This is a genomic window from Kribbella sp. WER1 (assembly GCF_054189145.1).
Genome location: NZ_CM135186.1, coordinates 5,593,457 through 5,606,947 on the forward strand (window position 1 = coordinate 5,593,457; position 13,491 = coordinate 5,606,947).

At 70.7% G+C, this 13,491-nt stretch carries 13 protein-coding genes; 5 read left to right on the forward strand and 8 right to left on the reverse strand.

The genetic code is table 11. The features are described from left to right. Positions 1–126: 126 nt before the first annotated feature. Positions 127–312 carry a hypothetical protein gene (locus ACXJJ3_RS27165; RefSeq protein ID WP_458164678.1) on the forward strand — a complete coding sequence of 62 codons (186 nt, stop codon included), beginning with the start codon at positions 127–129 and terminating at the stop codon, positions 310–312. Here ACXJJ3_RS27165 and ACXJJ3_RS27170 read toward each other — a convergent pair. The 6 genes from ACXJJ3_RS27170 to ACXJJ3_RS27195 all read right to left on the reverse strand — a co-directional run bounded on the left by ACXJJ3_RS27170 (position 309) and on the right by ACXJJ3_RS27195 (position 7,569). After that, the gene (locus tag ACXJJ3_RS27170) at positions 309–3,233 is read right to left on the reverse strand and encodes a helix-turn-helix transcriptional regulator (protein WP_458164679.1); all 2,925 of its coding nucleotides are present in this window, start codon (positions 3,231–3,233) and stop codon (positions 309–311) included. The genes ACXJJ3_RS27165 and ACXJJ3_RS27170 overlap by 4 nt on opposite strands. A gap of 125 nt (positions 3,234–3,358) precedes the next feature. Further along, positions 3,359–3,520, reverse strand: coding sequence for a hypothetical protein (locus ACXJJ3_RS27175; protein WP_458164680.1), 162 nt, complete (start codon positions 3,518–3,520; stop codon positions 3,359–3,361). Positions 3,521–3,535: 15 nt separating this feature from the next. Then, positions 3,536–3,673 (reverse strand): hypothetical protein, encoded by a 138-nt coding sequence (locus ACXJJ3_RS27180; protein ID WP_458164681.1) that lies wholly within the window; start codon positions 3,671–3,673, stop codon positions 3,536–3,538. A 1,230-nt stretch (positions 3,674–4,903) separates the two neighbouring features. Continuing rightward, positions 4,904–5,605, reverse strand: a complete 702-nt coding sequence (locus ACXJJ3_RS27185) for a GntR family transcriptional regulator (protein ID WP_458164682.1) — start codon at positions 5,603–5,605, stop codon at positions 4,904–4,906. Further along, a complete protein-coding gene (locus tag ACXJJ3_RS27190) occupies positions 5,602–6,114 on the reverse strand; it encodes a cysteine hydrolase family protein (protein ID WP_458164683.1) in 513 nt (170 codons plus the stop codon). The genes ACXJJ3_RS27185 and ACXJJ3_RS27190 overlap by 4 nt, the downstream gene beginning before the upstream one ends. A gap of 3 nt (positions 6,115–6,117) precedes the next feature. Continuing rightward, positions 6,118–7,569 (reverse strand): purine-cytosine permease family protein, encoded by a 1,452-nt coding sequence (locus ACXJJ3_RS27195; protein WP_458164684.1) that lies wholly within the window; start codon positions 7,567–7,569, stop codon positions 6,118–6,120. A gap of 90 nt (positions 7,570–7,659) precedes the next feature. On the opposite strand from ACXJJ3_RS27195, the gene ACXJJ3_RS27200 reads away from it, so the two are divergent. From ACXJJ3_RS27200 to ACXJJ3_RS27210, 3 genes are all read left to right on the forward strand, one after another. Continuing rightward, positions 7,660–8,217: an NADH-quinone oxidoreductase subunit B gene (locus ACXJJ3_RS27200; RefSeq protein ID WP_458164685.1), complete on the forward strand. Its 558-nt coding sequence runs from the start codon at positions 7,660–7,662 to the stop codon at positions 8,215–8,217. Further along, the gene (locus tag ACXJJ3_RS27205) at positions 8,214–8,978 is read left to right on the forward strand and encodes an NADH-quinone oxidoreductase subunit C (RefSeq protein WP_458164686.1); all 765 of its coding nucleotides are present in this window, start codon (positions 8,214–8,216) and stop codon (positions 8,976–8,978) included. Before ACXJJ3_RS27200 ends, ACXJJ3_RS27205 begins: the two co-directional genes overlap by 4 nt. Positions 8,979–9,058: 80 nt before the next feature. After that, positions 9,059–9,913 carry a GNAT family N-acetyltransferase gene (locus ACXJJ3_RS27210; protein WP_458164687.1) on the forward strand — a complete coding sequence of 285 codons (855 nt, stop codon included), beginning with the start codon at positions 9,059–9,061 and terminating at the stop codon, positions 9,911–9,913. Between the two features lie 107 nt (positions 9,914–10,020). Here ACXJJ3_RS27210 and ACXJJ3_RS27215 read toward each other — a convergent pair whose 3' ends face one another. After that, entirely contained in the window at positions 10,021–11,175 is a 1,155-nt protein-coding gene (locus tag ACXJJ3_RS27215; RefSeq protein ID WP_458164688.1) for an NAD(P)H-binding protein, read from the reverse strand. Between the two features lie 61 nt (positions 11,176–11,236). Here ACXJJ3_RS27215 and ACXJJ3_RS27220 point away from each other — a divergent pair, with 61 nt between their 5' ends. After that, positions 11,237–12,184 carry a complex I subunit 1/NuoH family protein gene (locus ACXJJ3_RS27220; RefSeq protein ID WP_458164689.1) on the forward strand — a complete coding sequence of 316 codons (948 nt, stop codon included), beginning with the start codon at positions 11,237–11,239 and terminating at the stop codon, positions 12,182–12,184. Positions 12,185–12,208: 24 nt separating this feature from the next. Here the strand turns inward: ACXJJ3_RS27220 and ACXJJ3_RS27225 are convergent, their stop codons facing one another. After that, on the reverse strand, positions 12,209–13,369 hold the full coding sequence (locus tag ACXJJ3_RS27225; protein WP_458164690.1) for an ABC transporter permease: 1,161 nt from the start codon (positions 13,367–13,369) through the stop codon (positions 12,209–12,211). Between the last annotated feature and the right edge of the window lie 122 nt (positions 13,370–13,491).

Consider the following 13,491-nt stretch of genomic DNA (forward strand, 5'->3'; position numbering starts at 1 on the left):
TCAAGCGTTCTGATCAACGGATTGCGTACAGCTGGTCGCCAAGCGCAGGGTTCGGGGCTATGGTGATTACTCGGGGGAACGGGGCGAATACGTGGTGGTGAGGCTATGTCGTGGCAACTGTGGTTAGTGATAACCCTGGCTGCGGCCGGACTGGTGTTGCTGGCCGTAGCGCGAATGCGGCACGCCCGCCAGGTCTTCGACGACATCACCGAACCTGAACGCCCCAAGGTCGAAGAGCCCGCAGCCGACGAGTTGGCCCGCGCCCGCGCCCGCCACATCACCCACGACCAGGCGAACCGCCGCCACGGTTAGCTTTCCTCGAGCAGACCGTCCCGCCGTGCCACCGCGGCCGCTTCCGTCCGGGAGCGGACGCCGAGCTTGGCGAGGATGTTCGAGACGTGCACGCTGACGGTCTTCTCGCTGATGTACAGCTCCCGCGCCAGCTGCCGGTTCGTCCGGCCTTCGGCGAGCAACCGCAGTACTTCGGTCTCCCGCGACGTCAGCGCACTCGCGCCGTGCGTCGGGTCGCCGCCGCCCGCCTCCTCCAGCAGCGGCCGCGCGCTCAGCTCCCGCCCGACCTCGGCGGCTGCCGCGGACTGCTCGTTCGCCTCGGCGACCCGCCCGGCAGCGCGCAGCGCGTCCGACAACCGGACCCGTGACCACGCCTGCTCGAACACGTACCCGTATCCGAACGCGTCCGTCGTCCGCTGCCACGCCGCGACATGCTCCTCCGGCGTCGGCGCGTCCACCCCGGCCAGCCACCGCAACCGGTCCCACTCCGACTCCAGCCGCGCCAGCCAGGCGAGCCCTTCCACGCCCATCAACCGCCCCGGCGGCAGCCCCTTCTCCGCGGTCGCCTGGCCGAGCGACACCAGCTCCGCACCCCGCTCGACCAGCTCGGCCACCGCCGACGGCTCGCCGACCGCCCGGTGACACAACAACTGCAACCCCAGCGTCGCGAACCGGATCCGCCCCAGGAACCACTCGGTCTGGAACACGTCCGCGCACAACGTCGTCACGTCCGCGACCAGCTTCTCCGCCGCGGCCGGCTTGTCGAGCGCGCGGTACGCGTCCACGGCCGGCTGCAGCCCGATGATCGGCAGCATGATGTCCAGGTCCCACCACTTGCGGGACATCTCGAACTCCTCCGCGACCGCGGTGTCACCGCGCCCGCCGCGGACCGAGAACTCCACCGCCCGCAGCGCCGCCCCGGCCGCCGCCGGCGTCATCGCGTCGGTCCGCGCGGTCGCCGACGCGTCGTCCCACTCGCCGAGCATGAACTGGGTCAGCGCCAGCATCCGCCGCGCGTCGAACCCGTACGCCGCCCACTGGCGCCCGAGCTCACCGGCCCGCTTGGTCGCGAACGACAACGCCGACTTCGCGTTCAGCAGGTCGCCCTGCTCGTACCGCGTCGACCCGAGCAGGAACCGGCTCCGCACCTCGGCGGCCGGATCGCCGGTGAGCTGCGCCCGGACCGCGGCCTCCTCGAGCTGCTTCGCCGCGGTCTCCGGGTCGCCGGCCCGGCGGCGCAGCTGGGCGAGCGTGATCCCGGCGTCGCTGGCCGCGGACTCCTGCCCGGCCTCGCGGGCGATCTCGAGCGCCTTGTGCGCCCAGCGCTCCGCCTCCATCGGGCGGCCGAGCGCGTCCGAGACCCGTGCGTACAAAGAGGCGACCTGGGCCTTGAAGACGCTTGCCGGTTCGTCGCCGACCAGCTTCAGCGCCTGCGAGACGGCCTCGTTCGACTCCTGGTCCTTGTCGATGATCAGCGCGATGTCGGCCAGCGGCAGCAGCAGCTCGGCGCGCTGCCGCTTCGGCGCGTCGGCCGGCAGCTCGGCCAGCGCTTTGCGGAGCAGCTTGAGCCCGCGCAGGTGCTGGGACGACAGGGTGGCCGCGGTCGCGGTGTCGACGATCAGCCAGGTCTTGTCGATCGTGCTGGTCGGCGCCGCGTTCGGGAACAGTTCGAGCGCCATCTCGTAGTGCTTCAACGCCTCCTGCGGCGCGGCGACCGACAGCGCCTCCTGCCCCGCCCGGACCCGCGCCTCGAACGCGGTCGCCAGGTCGTGCGACCGGGTGGCATGCCCGGCCAGCTCGGCGGCGGTGCCCGCGACGGTCTGGTTCTCCAGGGCCTGCACGTACGCGGCGTGCTCGCGGACGCGCTCACCCGGCAGCAGGTCGTCGTACACGGCCTCGGCCAGCAGCGCGTGCCGGAAGTAGTACCGATCGCTGGTCGGTACGTCGATGATGTGGGCGTCGATCAGCTCGCGCAGGGCGTCGTCGAGCTCGCGGTCCGGAAGCTTCGCGACCGCGGTGAGCAGCGTGTGCGGAACCCGGTGACCCGCGACCGCGATCACCCGCGCCACCTGGCGGGCGTTGTCGGACAGCGGGTCGAGCCGGACCAGCAACAGGTCGGCGAGATCCGGCGGTACGCCGTCGTTGTCGCCCATCGACGCTGCGGCGGCCAGTTCCTCGGTAAAGAACGCGTTGCCGCCGGCGCGCTCCAGGATCCGGCGCTCCTCCTCGGCGGGCAGCGGATCGGTGAGCAGCGAGTGCAGCAGCGTCCGGGCCTCGTCGGCGTCGAGCGGCAGCAGGTTGACCCGGCGTACCCGCGGATTGCGCGACCACTCGGCGATCGGGCGGCGCAGCGGGTGCCGGCGGTGCAGGTCGTCGCTGCGGTACGACACCACCAGGGCGAGCCGTTGCGAGGTCAGCCGGGTGATGAGGAAACCGATCAGGTCCCGGGTCGAGTCGTCGGCCCAGTGCGCGTCCTCGATGATCACCAGCAGCGGCTCGCTGGTCGACAGCGCGGTGAACGCGCCGAGCACCGCGTCGAACAGCGCGGCCCGGTCCAGCTGGCCCTCCTGCTGCGGCGCGGGCTGGGCGCCGAGCAACCGGTGCGCCGGGAGCAGCCGGCCGATCGCCGGGAAGTTCGTCAGTACGCCCTCGACCAGGTCCGGGCGGTCGCCCGCCAGCCGCCCGAAGATCTCCGAGAACGGCTGGTACGGCAGGCCGGCGTCACCGAAGTCCGTACAGTGCCCGACGAGTACGCCGAACCCGCGCTCGTGTGCACCGGTCGCGACCTCGTCCAGCATCCGGGTCTTGCCGACGCCCGCGTCGCCGGACAGCAGCACGGCACCGGCGCGACGCGTCTTCGCGTCGTCCACGGCGCTGAGCAGGGCGGCCATCTCGGACGAGCGGCCGACGAGAGGTGTCGAATTCCAGGGCACGTCGTCCATCTTCGCCCCTGGCGCCGACACAAATCGACGGCATCCCGTTCCGTGGGTTCTCCCGATCGCAGAAACAGGTACAGAAACGCCGTTCCTGATCGGTGTTTCTCGATCAGGAACGGCGGTTCCGGCGGTCATGCGACCGGACGGGGTCGGAGGGCGTGCCGCGGTGCCGGCTCGGCGGCCTTCACCGTGCGCTCCCGGCGGTTCGCGGCCCGGTAGTCACGCTTGGCGCGCTCCAGGCGGTACGCCGCCTCCGCTCGCATCGCATCGGGGGTCAGTGGAACTGTGATCATGGTGTGTCCCTCCCTTCAGGCTTTCCGGCCGAACAAGTGGCTGATGGTCCGGCGGCTGCGCTTCCCGGAAGTGCTCCGGTGCTGCCGGAAGTCGCGGCTGAGACGCTCCCGGCGGTAGTCGACCTCTGCCTTGACGCTTGCGTTGGTGAACATGTGTTCCTCCGTTGTTCTGTGCCGGCTCCCTGCCGACACCCTCAATCTGCTCGCCTGAGGTGACCCCGCACATCGGAACTCCTCCCTATCCACCCCGCCCGACGACACCTAGGCGCCGATCCCGGGCCTTAGGCCCCTCCAAACGCCGACGGCGGACCCGCGCGAACGGCGGTGGTGGTCCCGGGCGAACGACTGCGGCGGTCCCGGGCGAACGGCGGCGGTGGTCCGGCGGGAACGGCGGTGGTGGTCCCGGGCGAACGGCGGCGGTGGTCCGGCGGGAACGGCGGTGGTGGTCCCGGGCGAACGGCGGCGGTGGTCCCCGGAAACGACGGCGGCGGACCCCGGAAACGACGGCGGCGCAGCCGGCTCTGGAGGAGCCGGCCGCGCCGGGGGAAGGGGCCTAAGGTGGCGGCGACCGCGCCGTCACATCGCAGGCCGGGCCCGCAGCTCAGGCGCACAGGGCTGAGGCGGCTGCGGAACCCGCTTACGGAACCACGAGCTGCGCTGAAAGTCGCGACGGATCCGCTCCTGGCGATACTTCATCTCCGCCTGAACCGCGGCGGTCGAGTAAACGAACATGATCTCCTCCGACTGCTTCTCGCTCCTGACAAAACAGTCCGCCCCTGAGGAGACCCCCCACATCAGCACAACTCCCTATGCCCACGGCAACTACACCCTTAGACCCCTCCCAACACACCCAACCCACCCGGGCACGGCGCCAGAAGCGGGGGAGCGGGCCGCGCACGCCGCCCCCCACACCTAGCGCGGTGCGCACGCCAGCCACCCACAGCGCGGTGCGCACACCAACTACGCGCAGGGTGGTGTGCGTGTCAGCTACGCGCAGGGCGGTGGGCGGGCTCCAGCCACACGCAGCGTGGTGCGCACACCAGCTACCCGCAACGGGGTGTGCGTGCCGGCTACCCGCAGGGCGGTGTGCGTGTCGGCTACCCGCAGGGCGGTGTGCGTGTCGGCTACCCGCAGGGCGGTGTGCGTGCCGGCTACACGCAGCGTGGTGCGCGCGCCGCCTCACCCACAGCGCGGTGCGCGTGCCGGCTACACGCAGGGCGGTGGGCGTGCCGGCTACCCGCAGGGCGGTGCGCGTGCCGCCCCACACCTAGCGCGGTGCGCGTGCTGCTCCACCCGCGGCGCGGTATGCGCGCTGCCTCACGCGAAGCGCCGTGTGCGTGCGCCTACTCGAGTCGGCCTTCCGCCGTCGGCTGGGCGGTGGCTTCAGCTGTTGTACGTGAGGTTGAGCTCGTAGTGGGTGGGGTCGAGCAGCTCGTCGGCGTGTTCGGCGAACTCGTCCGTGGCGGTCCAGCTGGTTCGCGTGGTGTGCAGGAACCACGTGTCGGCGGGTCGTCCGAGGTGACCGGCTTCGACGGAGGTGAGGAGGCGTCCGCGGAGGCGTTGTTCGCAGTGGTCGAGGTAGAGGCCGGCACGGTTGAGCGTGACGCTGATCGAGCCGTTGTCGAGCCCGCGTTCGGGCAGGTCCCGCAGGTTGTCGTGCGCGGGTATCTGGCTACGTTCGAGCGAGATCGCCGTACCGTCCGTCAACTGCCGGACCCGTTCGATCACCACGAACGTCGACGACCCGAGCCCGAGCCGCGCGGCCAGCGCCGGGTCCTCGCCCAGCTCGATCCGTACCGTCCGCATCCGCGTCTCGACACCCTGTTCGGACAGCGCATGCGTCCACCCGAGCCGCCCGTCCAGCGGCCGTCCGTCGAACAGGACGTACGACCCCTTCCCGGTCCGGGTGGTGATCAGGTCGTCCTCGGCGAGTACGGCGAGCGCGGCGCGGACGGTGTTCCGGCTGACGGCGAACCGCCGCGCCAGCTCGACCTCGCCGGGCAGTTGCGCTCCCGGCCGTACGACGCCGGACTTGATCTCCCGCGCCAGCACCCGCGCCACCCGCTCGTGCTTGAGCCGGATCATCGCAGCTGCTCCACGCTGACGATCTCCAGCATCGGCGCGTACAGCCGCATCAGGTCGATCGCCTTCGCGTGGTTCTCCGCGGTGGACCCGGCGCACGCCTCCTCCACCACCTGCACGGGTACGCCGGCGTCGACCGCGGCCAGCGCCGTACTGATCACGCAACAGTCGGTCGCGACTCCGGCGAGTACCAGCCGGCCGTCGACCCGCGCCGCCAGTTCGGGGCCCCAGGCACCGAACGTGGTCTTGTCCAGAGTTGGAGCGCCCTTGAACTCGTCCACCAACTGGTAGTCCGCCGCATCGGCCGGCTGCAACGCGAACGGGAACGCCTCGTAGTACCCGACCCACGCTCCGTCAGGCTTCTGCGGCGCGACGAACCGGGTGAACACGACGTCCGGCGAGAACAACCCGATCAGCTCCCGCACCGGCTCGACCACCCGCCGGAAGTCCGGTGCCGCCCAGCCCGACGACGGATCCGCGAAGATCCGCTGCAGATCGATCAGCGCCAGCACGTCTCACGCCTCCTGACGCCGGACCGCGGCCCGCCCGCCGAACCACTGCGCGACGAACCCGATCACCAGCGCCGCCAGTACGCCGAGGTTCGCGAACGCCCAGGCCCCCTGCTTGCCGCCGAGCCCGAACGCCCCGAGCAGGTACCCCTGCCAGGTGAGCCAGGACGCGTACGTGTTCGTGACCAGTCCCCAGCCGATGCCCGTGGCAACCACCATCGTCGCCACCGGCAACCATCGGATGTCACCGTACCGGCCGCTCGACCGGTACAGGTCGTCCTCCGCGTAGTCGCGGCGGCGGGCGGCGATGTCGGCGAGCATGATCCCGCACCAGGCCGCGATCGGTACGCCGAGCGTGATCAGGAACCCCTGGAACTGCCCGAGGAACTTGCCGCCGTAGAAGACGACGTAGATCGTGCCGGCGATCATCACCACGCCGTCGACGAACGCCGCGACGTACCGCTTCACCGGCAGCCCGAGCGACAGCAGCGCGAGCCCGGACGAGTAGATGTCCAGGACGGCCCCGCCGACCAGCCCGAGTACGGCGACGATCACGAACGGCACCAGGAACCAGGTCGGCAAGGTCGCTGCCAGCGCCCCGATCGGGTCCGCGCTGATCGCCGTACTCAGGTCCTTCGACGACCCGGCGAGCAGCAGCCCGAACACCAGCAGTACGACGGGCGCGACCGAGCCGCCGAACGTCGTCCAGCCGACCACGCCCCGGCTCGACGCGCGCCGCGGGAGGTACCGGGAGTAGTCCGCCGCCGCGTTCACCCAGCCGAGCCCGAAGCCGGTCATCAGGAACACCAGCGCGCCGATCACCGCCTGCGCGGAACCGTTCGGAATTTCCGAAACCGTTTTCCAGTGGATCTGGTCCGCGACCAGCACCATGTAGACGACCGTCAGTACGCCGGTCACGACGGTGATGACCGTCTGCGCCCGCATGATCAGGTCGAACCCGAGCACGCCGCACGCGACCGTGAGCACACCGACCACGACCAGCGCGATCACCTTCGTCAGCGCGCCGCCGCCCCAGCCGAGCCGCTCGAACACGGTCGCCGTCGCCAGCGTCGCGAGGATCGTCAGCACGGTCTCCCAGCCGACCGTCAGCAACCAGGAAACCAAGGAAGGAAACTTGTTTCCTCGCATTCCGAACGCGGCCCGGCTGAGCACCATCGTCGGCGCCGACCCACGTTTTCCGGCCAGCGCGATCAGCCCGCAGAGCAGGAACGAGAACACCACCCCGATCAGCCCGGCGATCACCGCCTGCCAGAACGAGATCCCGAACCCGAGCGCGAACGCCCCGTAGCTCAGTCCCAGCACCGATACGTTGGCCCCGAACCACGGCCAGAACAGCTGGCTCGGTCGGCCCTTGCGGTCCGCGTCCGCGATCACGTTCAGCCCGTTGCTCTCGACGGAGAGCGCGCGGGTCTGCTGCACCTCGACCTGGTCGGTCATCCCGGCTCCTTCGAAGGACCTGTTCAGTCCTGTTCAAAACGACGGTAGGACGCGGGTCCGCCACGGTCAACGAGTTATAGGCTGATCTTCATGGCCGAGACCGAGCTGGGGATGCCGACCGTACGGCCGGCCGTGGGTGCGCTGGCGAAGCTCGCGCCGGAGCCGGTCCGGTACCTGTTGAACTGGGGCCGCAAGTACTCGCTGTGGGTGTTCAACTTCGGCCTCGCCTGCTGCGCGATCGAGTTCATCGCCGCGTCGATGGGCCGGCACGACTTCATCCGGCTCGGCGTGATCCCGTTCGCACCCGGTCCGCGGCAGGCCGACCTGATGGTGGTGTCCGGCACGGTCACGGACAAGATGGCGCCCGCGATCAAGCGGCTGTACGACCAGATGCCGGAGCCGAAGTACGTGATCAGCTTCGGCTCCTGCTCGAACTCGGGCGGCCCGTACTGGGACTCGTACTGCGTCACCAAGGGCGTCGACCAGATCATCCCCGTGGACGTGTACGTGCCCGGCTGCCCGCCGCGGCCGGAGGCGCTGCTGCAGGGCATCCTCAAACTGCAGGAGCGGATCGCCGGCGAGACTGTCGCGAGCCGGTACGACGAGCCGTCGGCGGCCGCGCTGACCCGGGGCCTGGTGCAGCCGTGACGTCGGACGCAGTCGAGGCGCTGACCGGCGCCGGCATCGCCGCGACGTCCGCGAGCAGCTTCGGCCCGGTCGCGGTCGACGTACCGCCGGAGTCGTGGGTCGCGGCGCACGAGGTACTGCGGGACGCGGTCGGGTTCACGTTCTTCGACTTCCTGAGCGCGTCCGACGAGCTCCGGGACGGGTTCCGGGTGGTGTCGCATCTCGCGGACTTCTGGGGCGGGGCGCACGTCGAACACGTGCTGGTGCGGACCCTGGTGCCGCGCGACAACGCCGTACTGCCGACGCTGACCGACGTGTACGCCGGCGCGAACTGGCACGAGCGGGAGACGCACGAGATGTTCGGGATCGCCTTCGAAGGGCATCCGAACCTGACCACTCTGCTGCTCCCCGACGAGTTCGAGGGCCACCCTCTCCGCAAGGAGTTCGTCCTGGCGTCCCGCGTAGCCAAGCCCTGGCCCGGCGCCAAGGAACCAGGCGAATCCGACCACGCCCCCAGCGGCGCCCCCAGCCGCCGCCGCACCCTGCCCCCCGGCATCCCCGACCCCGAAACCTGGGGCCCCCGCCCACCCGGCTCCGCCGCCCCCGACCCCTTGGCCCCCGCCGAATCCGCCGCCACCCCCGCCCGCCCCCGCCGCTCCGCCACCCCCGGCGAACGCCGAACCCGCCGCCAAACCCCCACCCCACCCGCGAACACCACACCATCTCCGCCGGACGCGCCCGCACCTGCTCCTCCGGAGGGTTCGGGTGCGGACGGGGCCTAGGCTGTTCAGCTGTGATTCCTACTGCTGAAGAGCTGGCTGGTTGGACTCTGGAGCGGCAGCATCCGCTCACGCGGGGTTGGGTGGATGACGCGCGGCGGCTGGCGATTCTTGCCGAGGAGCATGCGGCGTTGGACATTCTGCTGGCCGAGGACCTGGACATCGCCGCCGCGCGGGCGCAGCGGCTCGCGCCGGGCAAACCGGCGGACTCGATGCTCAACCGCTGGGTTGCTGTCGGCAACGACCTCGGCGTCATGTTCAGCATGCGCTTCGAGAACATGAACCTCGCGAAACCGTTCGTCGACGCCACCCCGATGACCCGCACCCCGGAACCACCCGACCTCCCCGCGATCGCCGCCGCCGCGACCGAGTACTACGGCATCCACCAACCGCTCTACGTACGCCTCTGGAGAGCCGACGCCGGCGTCGACGGCACCGTCCCGGACCGCCGGTTCCTCGGCGCACCGATCAGCGAGCTGCAGCCGTACGACGTACCGCCCGGCCTCGCGCTCCGCCCGGCGTCCACCGTCGACCACTACGACGAGGCCCGCGCCGCGTACGCCGCCGTCGACGCCGAACACCCGCACCACACCGACGAGGCGACGCTCCAGGACCTCGACGACCTGCAGGAATCCGCCGACGACGGCCTGCTGTACGACGTCACCGTGAACGGCGACTGGGCCGGGTACGCCGCCGCGATCATCAAGCCCGACGACGCCCTCGGCCTGCCCGCGTACGTCGTCCGCGAACTCGTCCTGGCCCCCGCCCACCGCGGCCACGGCTACGGCCGGCACCTGAGCGCCCTGCTCGCCCAGTCCCTCCCGGACCCCACCCGCATCCTGATCGGCACCATCCACGCCGCCAACCACGCCGCCCGCACCGCCGCCCTCGCCGCCGGCCGCCAAGACGTCGGCGGCTGGGTTCAGCTCCCGCTCTGACGACAGTTCAGGTCGCCGAGTCGTGGGAAGTGGCTGGATTTCACGACCAGATTCCACGACTCGGCGAGCGGCTGCCGAACCATTTGCCACGACTCGGTTCGCGTTCGTCAGGTATGTGCCGGGGTGTAGTAGAAGACTTCTTCGCGGACTATGCGGCCGGAGTCGACTGTGCAAAGGGAGAGTTTGGTGGTGTGGGGGAAGGTGAAGCGGATGGCGAAGTGGTTGTCGGTGACGAGGGGGCCGAGGACGTCGATGGCGTCGTACTCGATGCCGGCGGTTTGTTCGCGGGCGTGGGCGAGGATGGCGTCGGTGCCTTTGAGTTCGATTTCCTTGCCGTCGGTTTCGAGGGGTGCGACGCGGATCATGTCGGGGGCGGTGAGGGCGAGGGCTTCGGTGAGGCGACCGGCGGAGAGGGCGTCGGTGTACTGCTGAGCGACCTCGGTCGTGGTCGGTACGCGGAACTCGGCGACGTGGTCCGCGGCCCAGGTGGCGAACGTCAGCGCGGGGCGACCGGTGAGTTCGGCGACCGTGGTGGTGACCGGTTCGGGGTTGTCGACGAGTGAGGCCCAGTAGCCGACCGAGCTCTCGGCGAGGATCGGGTCGGCGCCGAGGTCGAGCATCGCCTGCCGGGCGGCGGCGTCGTCGAGGGCCTCGACGCGCATCGGCTTGCCGACGGTGTTCGCGATGGTACGGATCTGCTCGGCCTGGGTGAGCGCCTCGGGGCCGGTGATCTCGTACGTCCGGCCGATGTGCTGGTCGCCGAGCAGTGCGAGGACGGCGACGGCGGCGATGTCGCGCTCGTGGATCATCGACCGAGCAGCCTCGGGCGAGGCGACGCGGACGACGTCGGCGGTGCGGAAGTCGTTCGCCCAGTTCTGCGCGTTGACCGCGAACCCGCTCGGGCGGACGTACGTCGAGTCCCGGTCCCGCAGCAGTTGCTCGACGTCGCCCCAGACGCCACCGGATTCGGCGTTCAGCGAGGACAGGTACACGACACGCCGCGGCAGTACGTCGACGACGGCCGCGGCACCGTCGGCGCTGAACGACGGCCAGAGCAGAAACGCCGCGTCGGCGCCGTCCGCGGCCCGTCGTACCGCGGTGGGGTCGGTGATATCGCCCTGGATCAGCTCGACGGCGGGCGGGAGGGCGGCGCGTTCCGGCGTACGGACGAGGGCCCGGACGGAGACGCCCGCGGCCAGCAGCCCGTCGACGACGTGCCGGCCGACCCGGCCGGTGGCTCCGGTGACAAGGATTGTTCTCATGCCCCAAGCCTTGGACCTGAACGTTGGTTGAGGTCAAGCCGGACGCACTAGGCTGACCCCCATGCTGGAGTTCGTGGTGCGGGTGGTGGGCGTGCTGGTCGCCTTCCTGGTGGCGCCCTTGCTGGTCGGACAGGCCGAGCACAAGGTGATGGCGCACATGCAGTCACGGCTCGGCCCGATGTATGCCGGCGGGTTCCACGGCTGGGCGCAGCTGGTCGCGGACGGCGTGAAGTTCGTGCAGAAGGAGAGCGTGGTCCCGGCCGCCGCGGACAAGCGGGTGTTCGAGTGGGCGCCGGTGGTCGCGATTCTGCCGTACCTCGCCGCGCTCGCCGCGATCCCGCTGGCGCCCGGCATCGTCGGCGCGGACCTCGACTCCGGGCTGTTCTTCGTACTCGCGGTGATGAGCATCGGCGTACTGGGCTCGCTGATGGCGGGCTGGGGCAGCGGGAACAAGTACAGCCTGCTCGGCGGGCTCCGGGTGGCGGCGCAGCTGATGAGCTACGAGCTGCCGTTCGTACTGTCCGCGGCGAGTGTCGCGGTCGCGGCCGGTTCGCTGAGCCTGACCGGGATCGCGCACGCGTGGAACCCGTGGTGGTTGCTGTGGCAGCTCCCGGGCATGGTCGTGTTCTTCATCGCGGGGCTGGCCGAGTTGCAGCGGCCGCCGTTCGACATGCCGGTCGCGGACTCCGAGGTGATCTTCGGGCCGTACACGGAGTACACCGGGCTCCGGTTCGCGATGTTCCTGCTCGCCGAGTACGCCGGGATCGTCGTACTGGCGGCGCTCACCACGGTGCTGTTCCTCGGCGGCTGGAGTGGTCCGGGGCCGGAGTCGATCGGGTGGATCTGGACGATCCTGAAGGTGGCGCTGGTGTCGGTCGTGGTGATCTGGGTGCGGGTGTCGTTCCCGCGGATGCGCGCCGACCAGCTGCAGAAGCTCGCGTGGCAGGGCCTGGTGCCGGTGGCGCTGCTGCAGCTGGCGCTCACCGGCGTCGGCGTCGTTCTGTTCTAGGGCGTCGCCAGCGCCTCGGCTGTTCTAGGGTGTCGCCAGCGCCTCGGTGGGGGAGAGGCGCGAGGCGCGGACGGCCGGGTAGAGGCTGGCGAGCGCGCCGATCACCAGGGTGGCGACGACCCCGCCGGCCAGCGCCCAAACCGGGATCACCGTGAACCAGTTCTGGTACGACGCGTACGCGGCTGTGACGGCTGCTCCCAGGAGCGCGCCGCCGAGGCCGCCCATTGCCGAGAGCAGCAACGACTCGGTCAGGAACTGGGTACGGATCTGACCGCGGGTCGCGCCGAGGGACCGGCGGAGGCCGATCTCGGCGCGGCGTTCGAGGACCGAGATCACCATGATGTTCGCGACGCCGACACCGCCGACCAGCAGTGCGACGGCGCCGAGGCCGAGCAGCAGGCCGGTGAACGCCTGCCCGGCGGCCTGTTTCGCGGCGAGCGCGTCGGACGGGCGGGAGACCTCGACCTCGTTCGGGGCCTCCGGGTTGGCTGTTGCCCCGAGCACCGATCGGACGGCCGCTACCTGGGCGTCCGCTGAGCGCGTGTAGATCGTGGTCGGGTGACCGTCGAACGAGAGTCTCCCGCTCGCGGCCGGCCAGCCCATCAGCGCGGCGCTGTCGAGCTCCGGGGCGAGGGCGGCGGGGTCGAGGATGCCGACGACGGTGAACCAGGTGGTGCCGATCAGTACCTGGGTGTCCGGTCCGGCCTTGGTGATCCCGAGCCGGTCCGCGGCGGTCGCGCCGAGAACGGTCGCCGGAAAGTTTCCGACAGCGTTGTCCAGCCATTTCCCGCTGCGGACGGTCGCGCCGATCGTGGCGAGCAGGTTGGTGCGGGCGGCGTACGCGATGATGCCGTTGGTTTCCACGGCCGGGATCTTGTTGGTCCGGTAGACGGAGGCGTCGTCGACCTTGCCGATCGCGGACTCGGCGCGAACCGGGGCGATCCGGGCGACCATCGCTTCTGCGGTCAGGGGGAGTTGTGCTTGTCCGCCGGTCAGTCTGGTGCCTGGTGTCACGGTCAGCAGGTTGGTGCCCAGGGCATCTAGTTGTCCGTCGAGCTCGGCGCGGGACGACGAGGAGATCCCCACGACGGCGACCATCGCCGCGATCCCGATGGCAATCCCGAGCGCCGACAGCAGCGCCCGGGTAGGCCGGGTCCGCAACCCGACCGCTCCCACCCGCACCACATCCGCCAACCGAAGACTCGCAGGCCTCAACTCCCCACTCCGCGACCTGCTGCTGGCCCGCGTGCTGCTGGGCGAAGCGGGCGACCTGTCCCCGCCGGCCGCGGGTGGTGTGTTCCCGACTG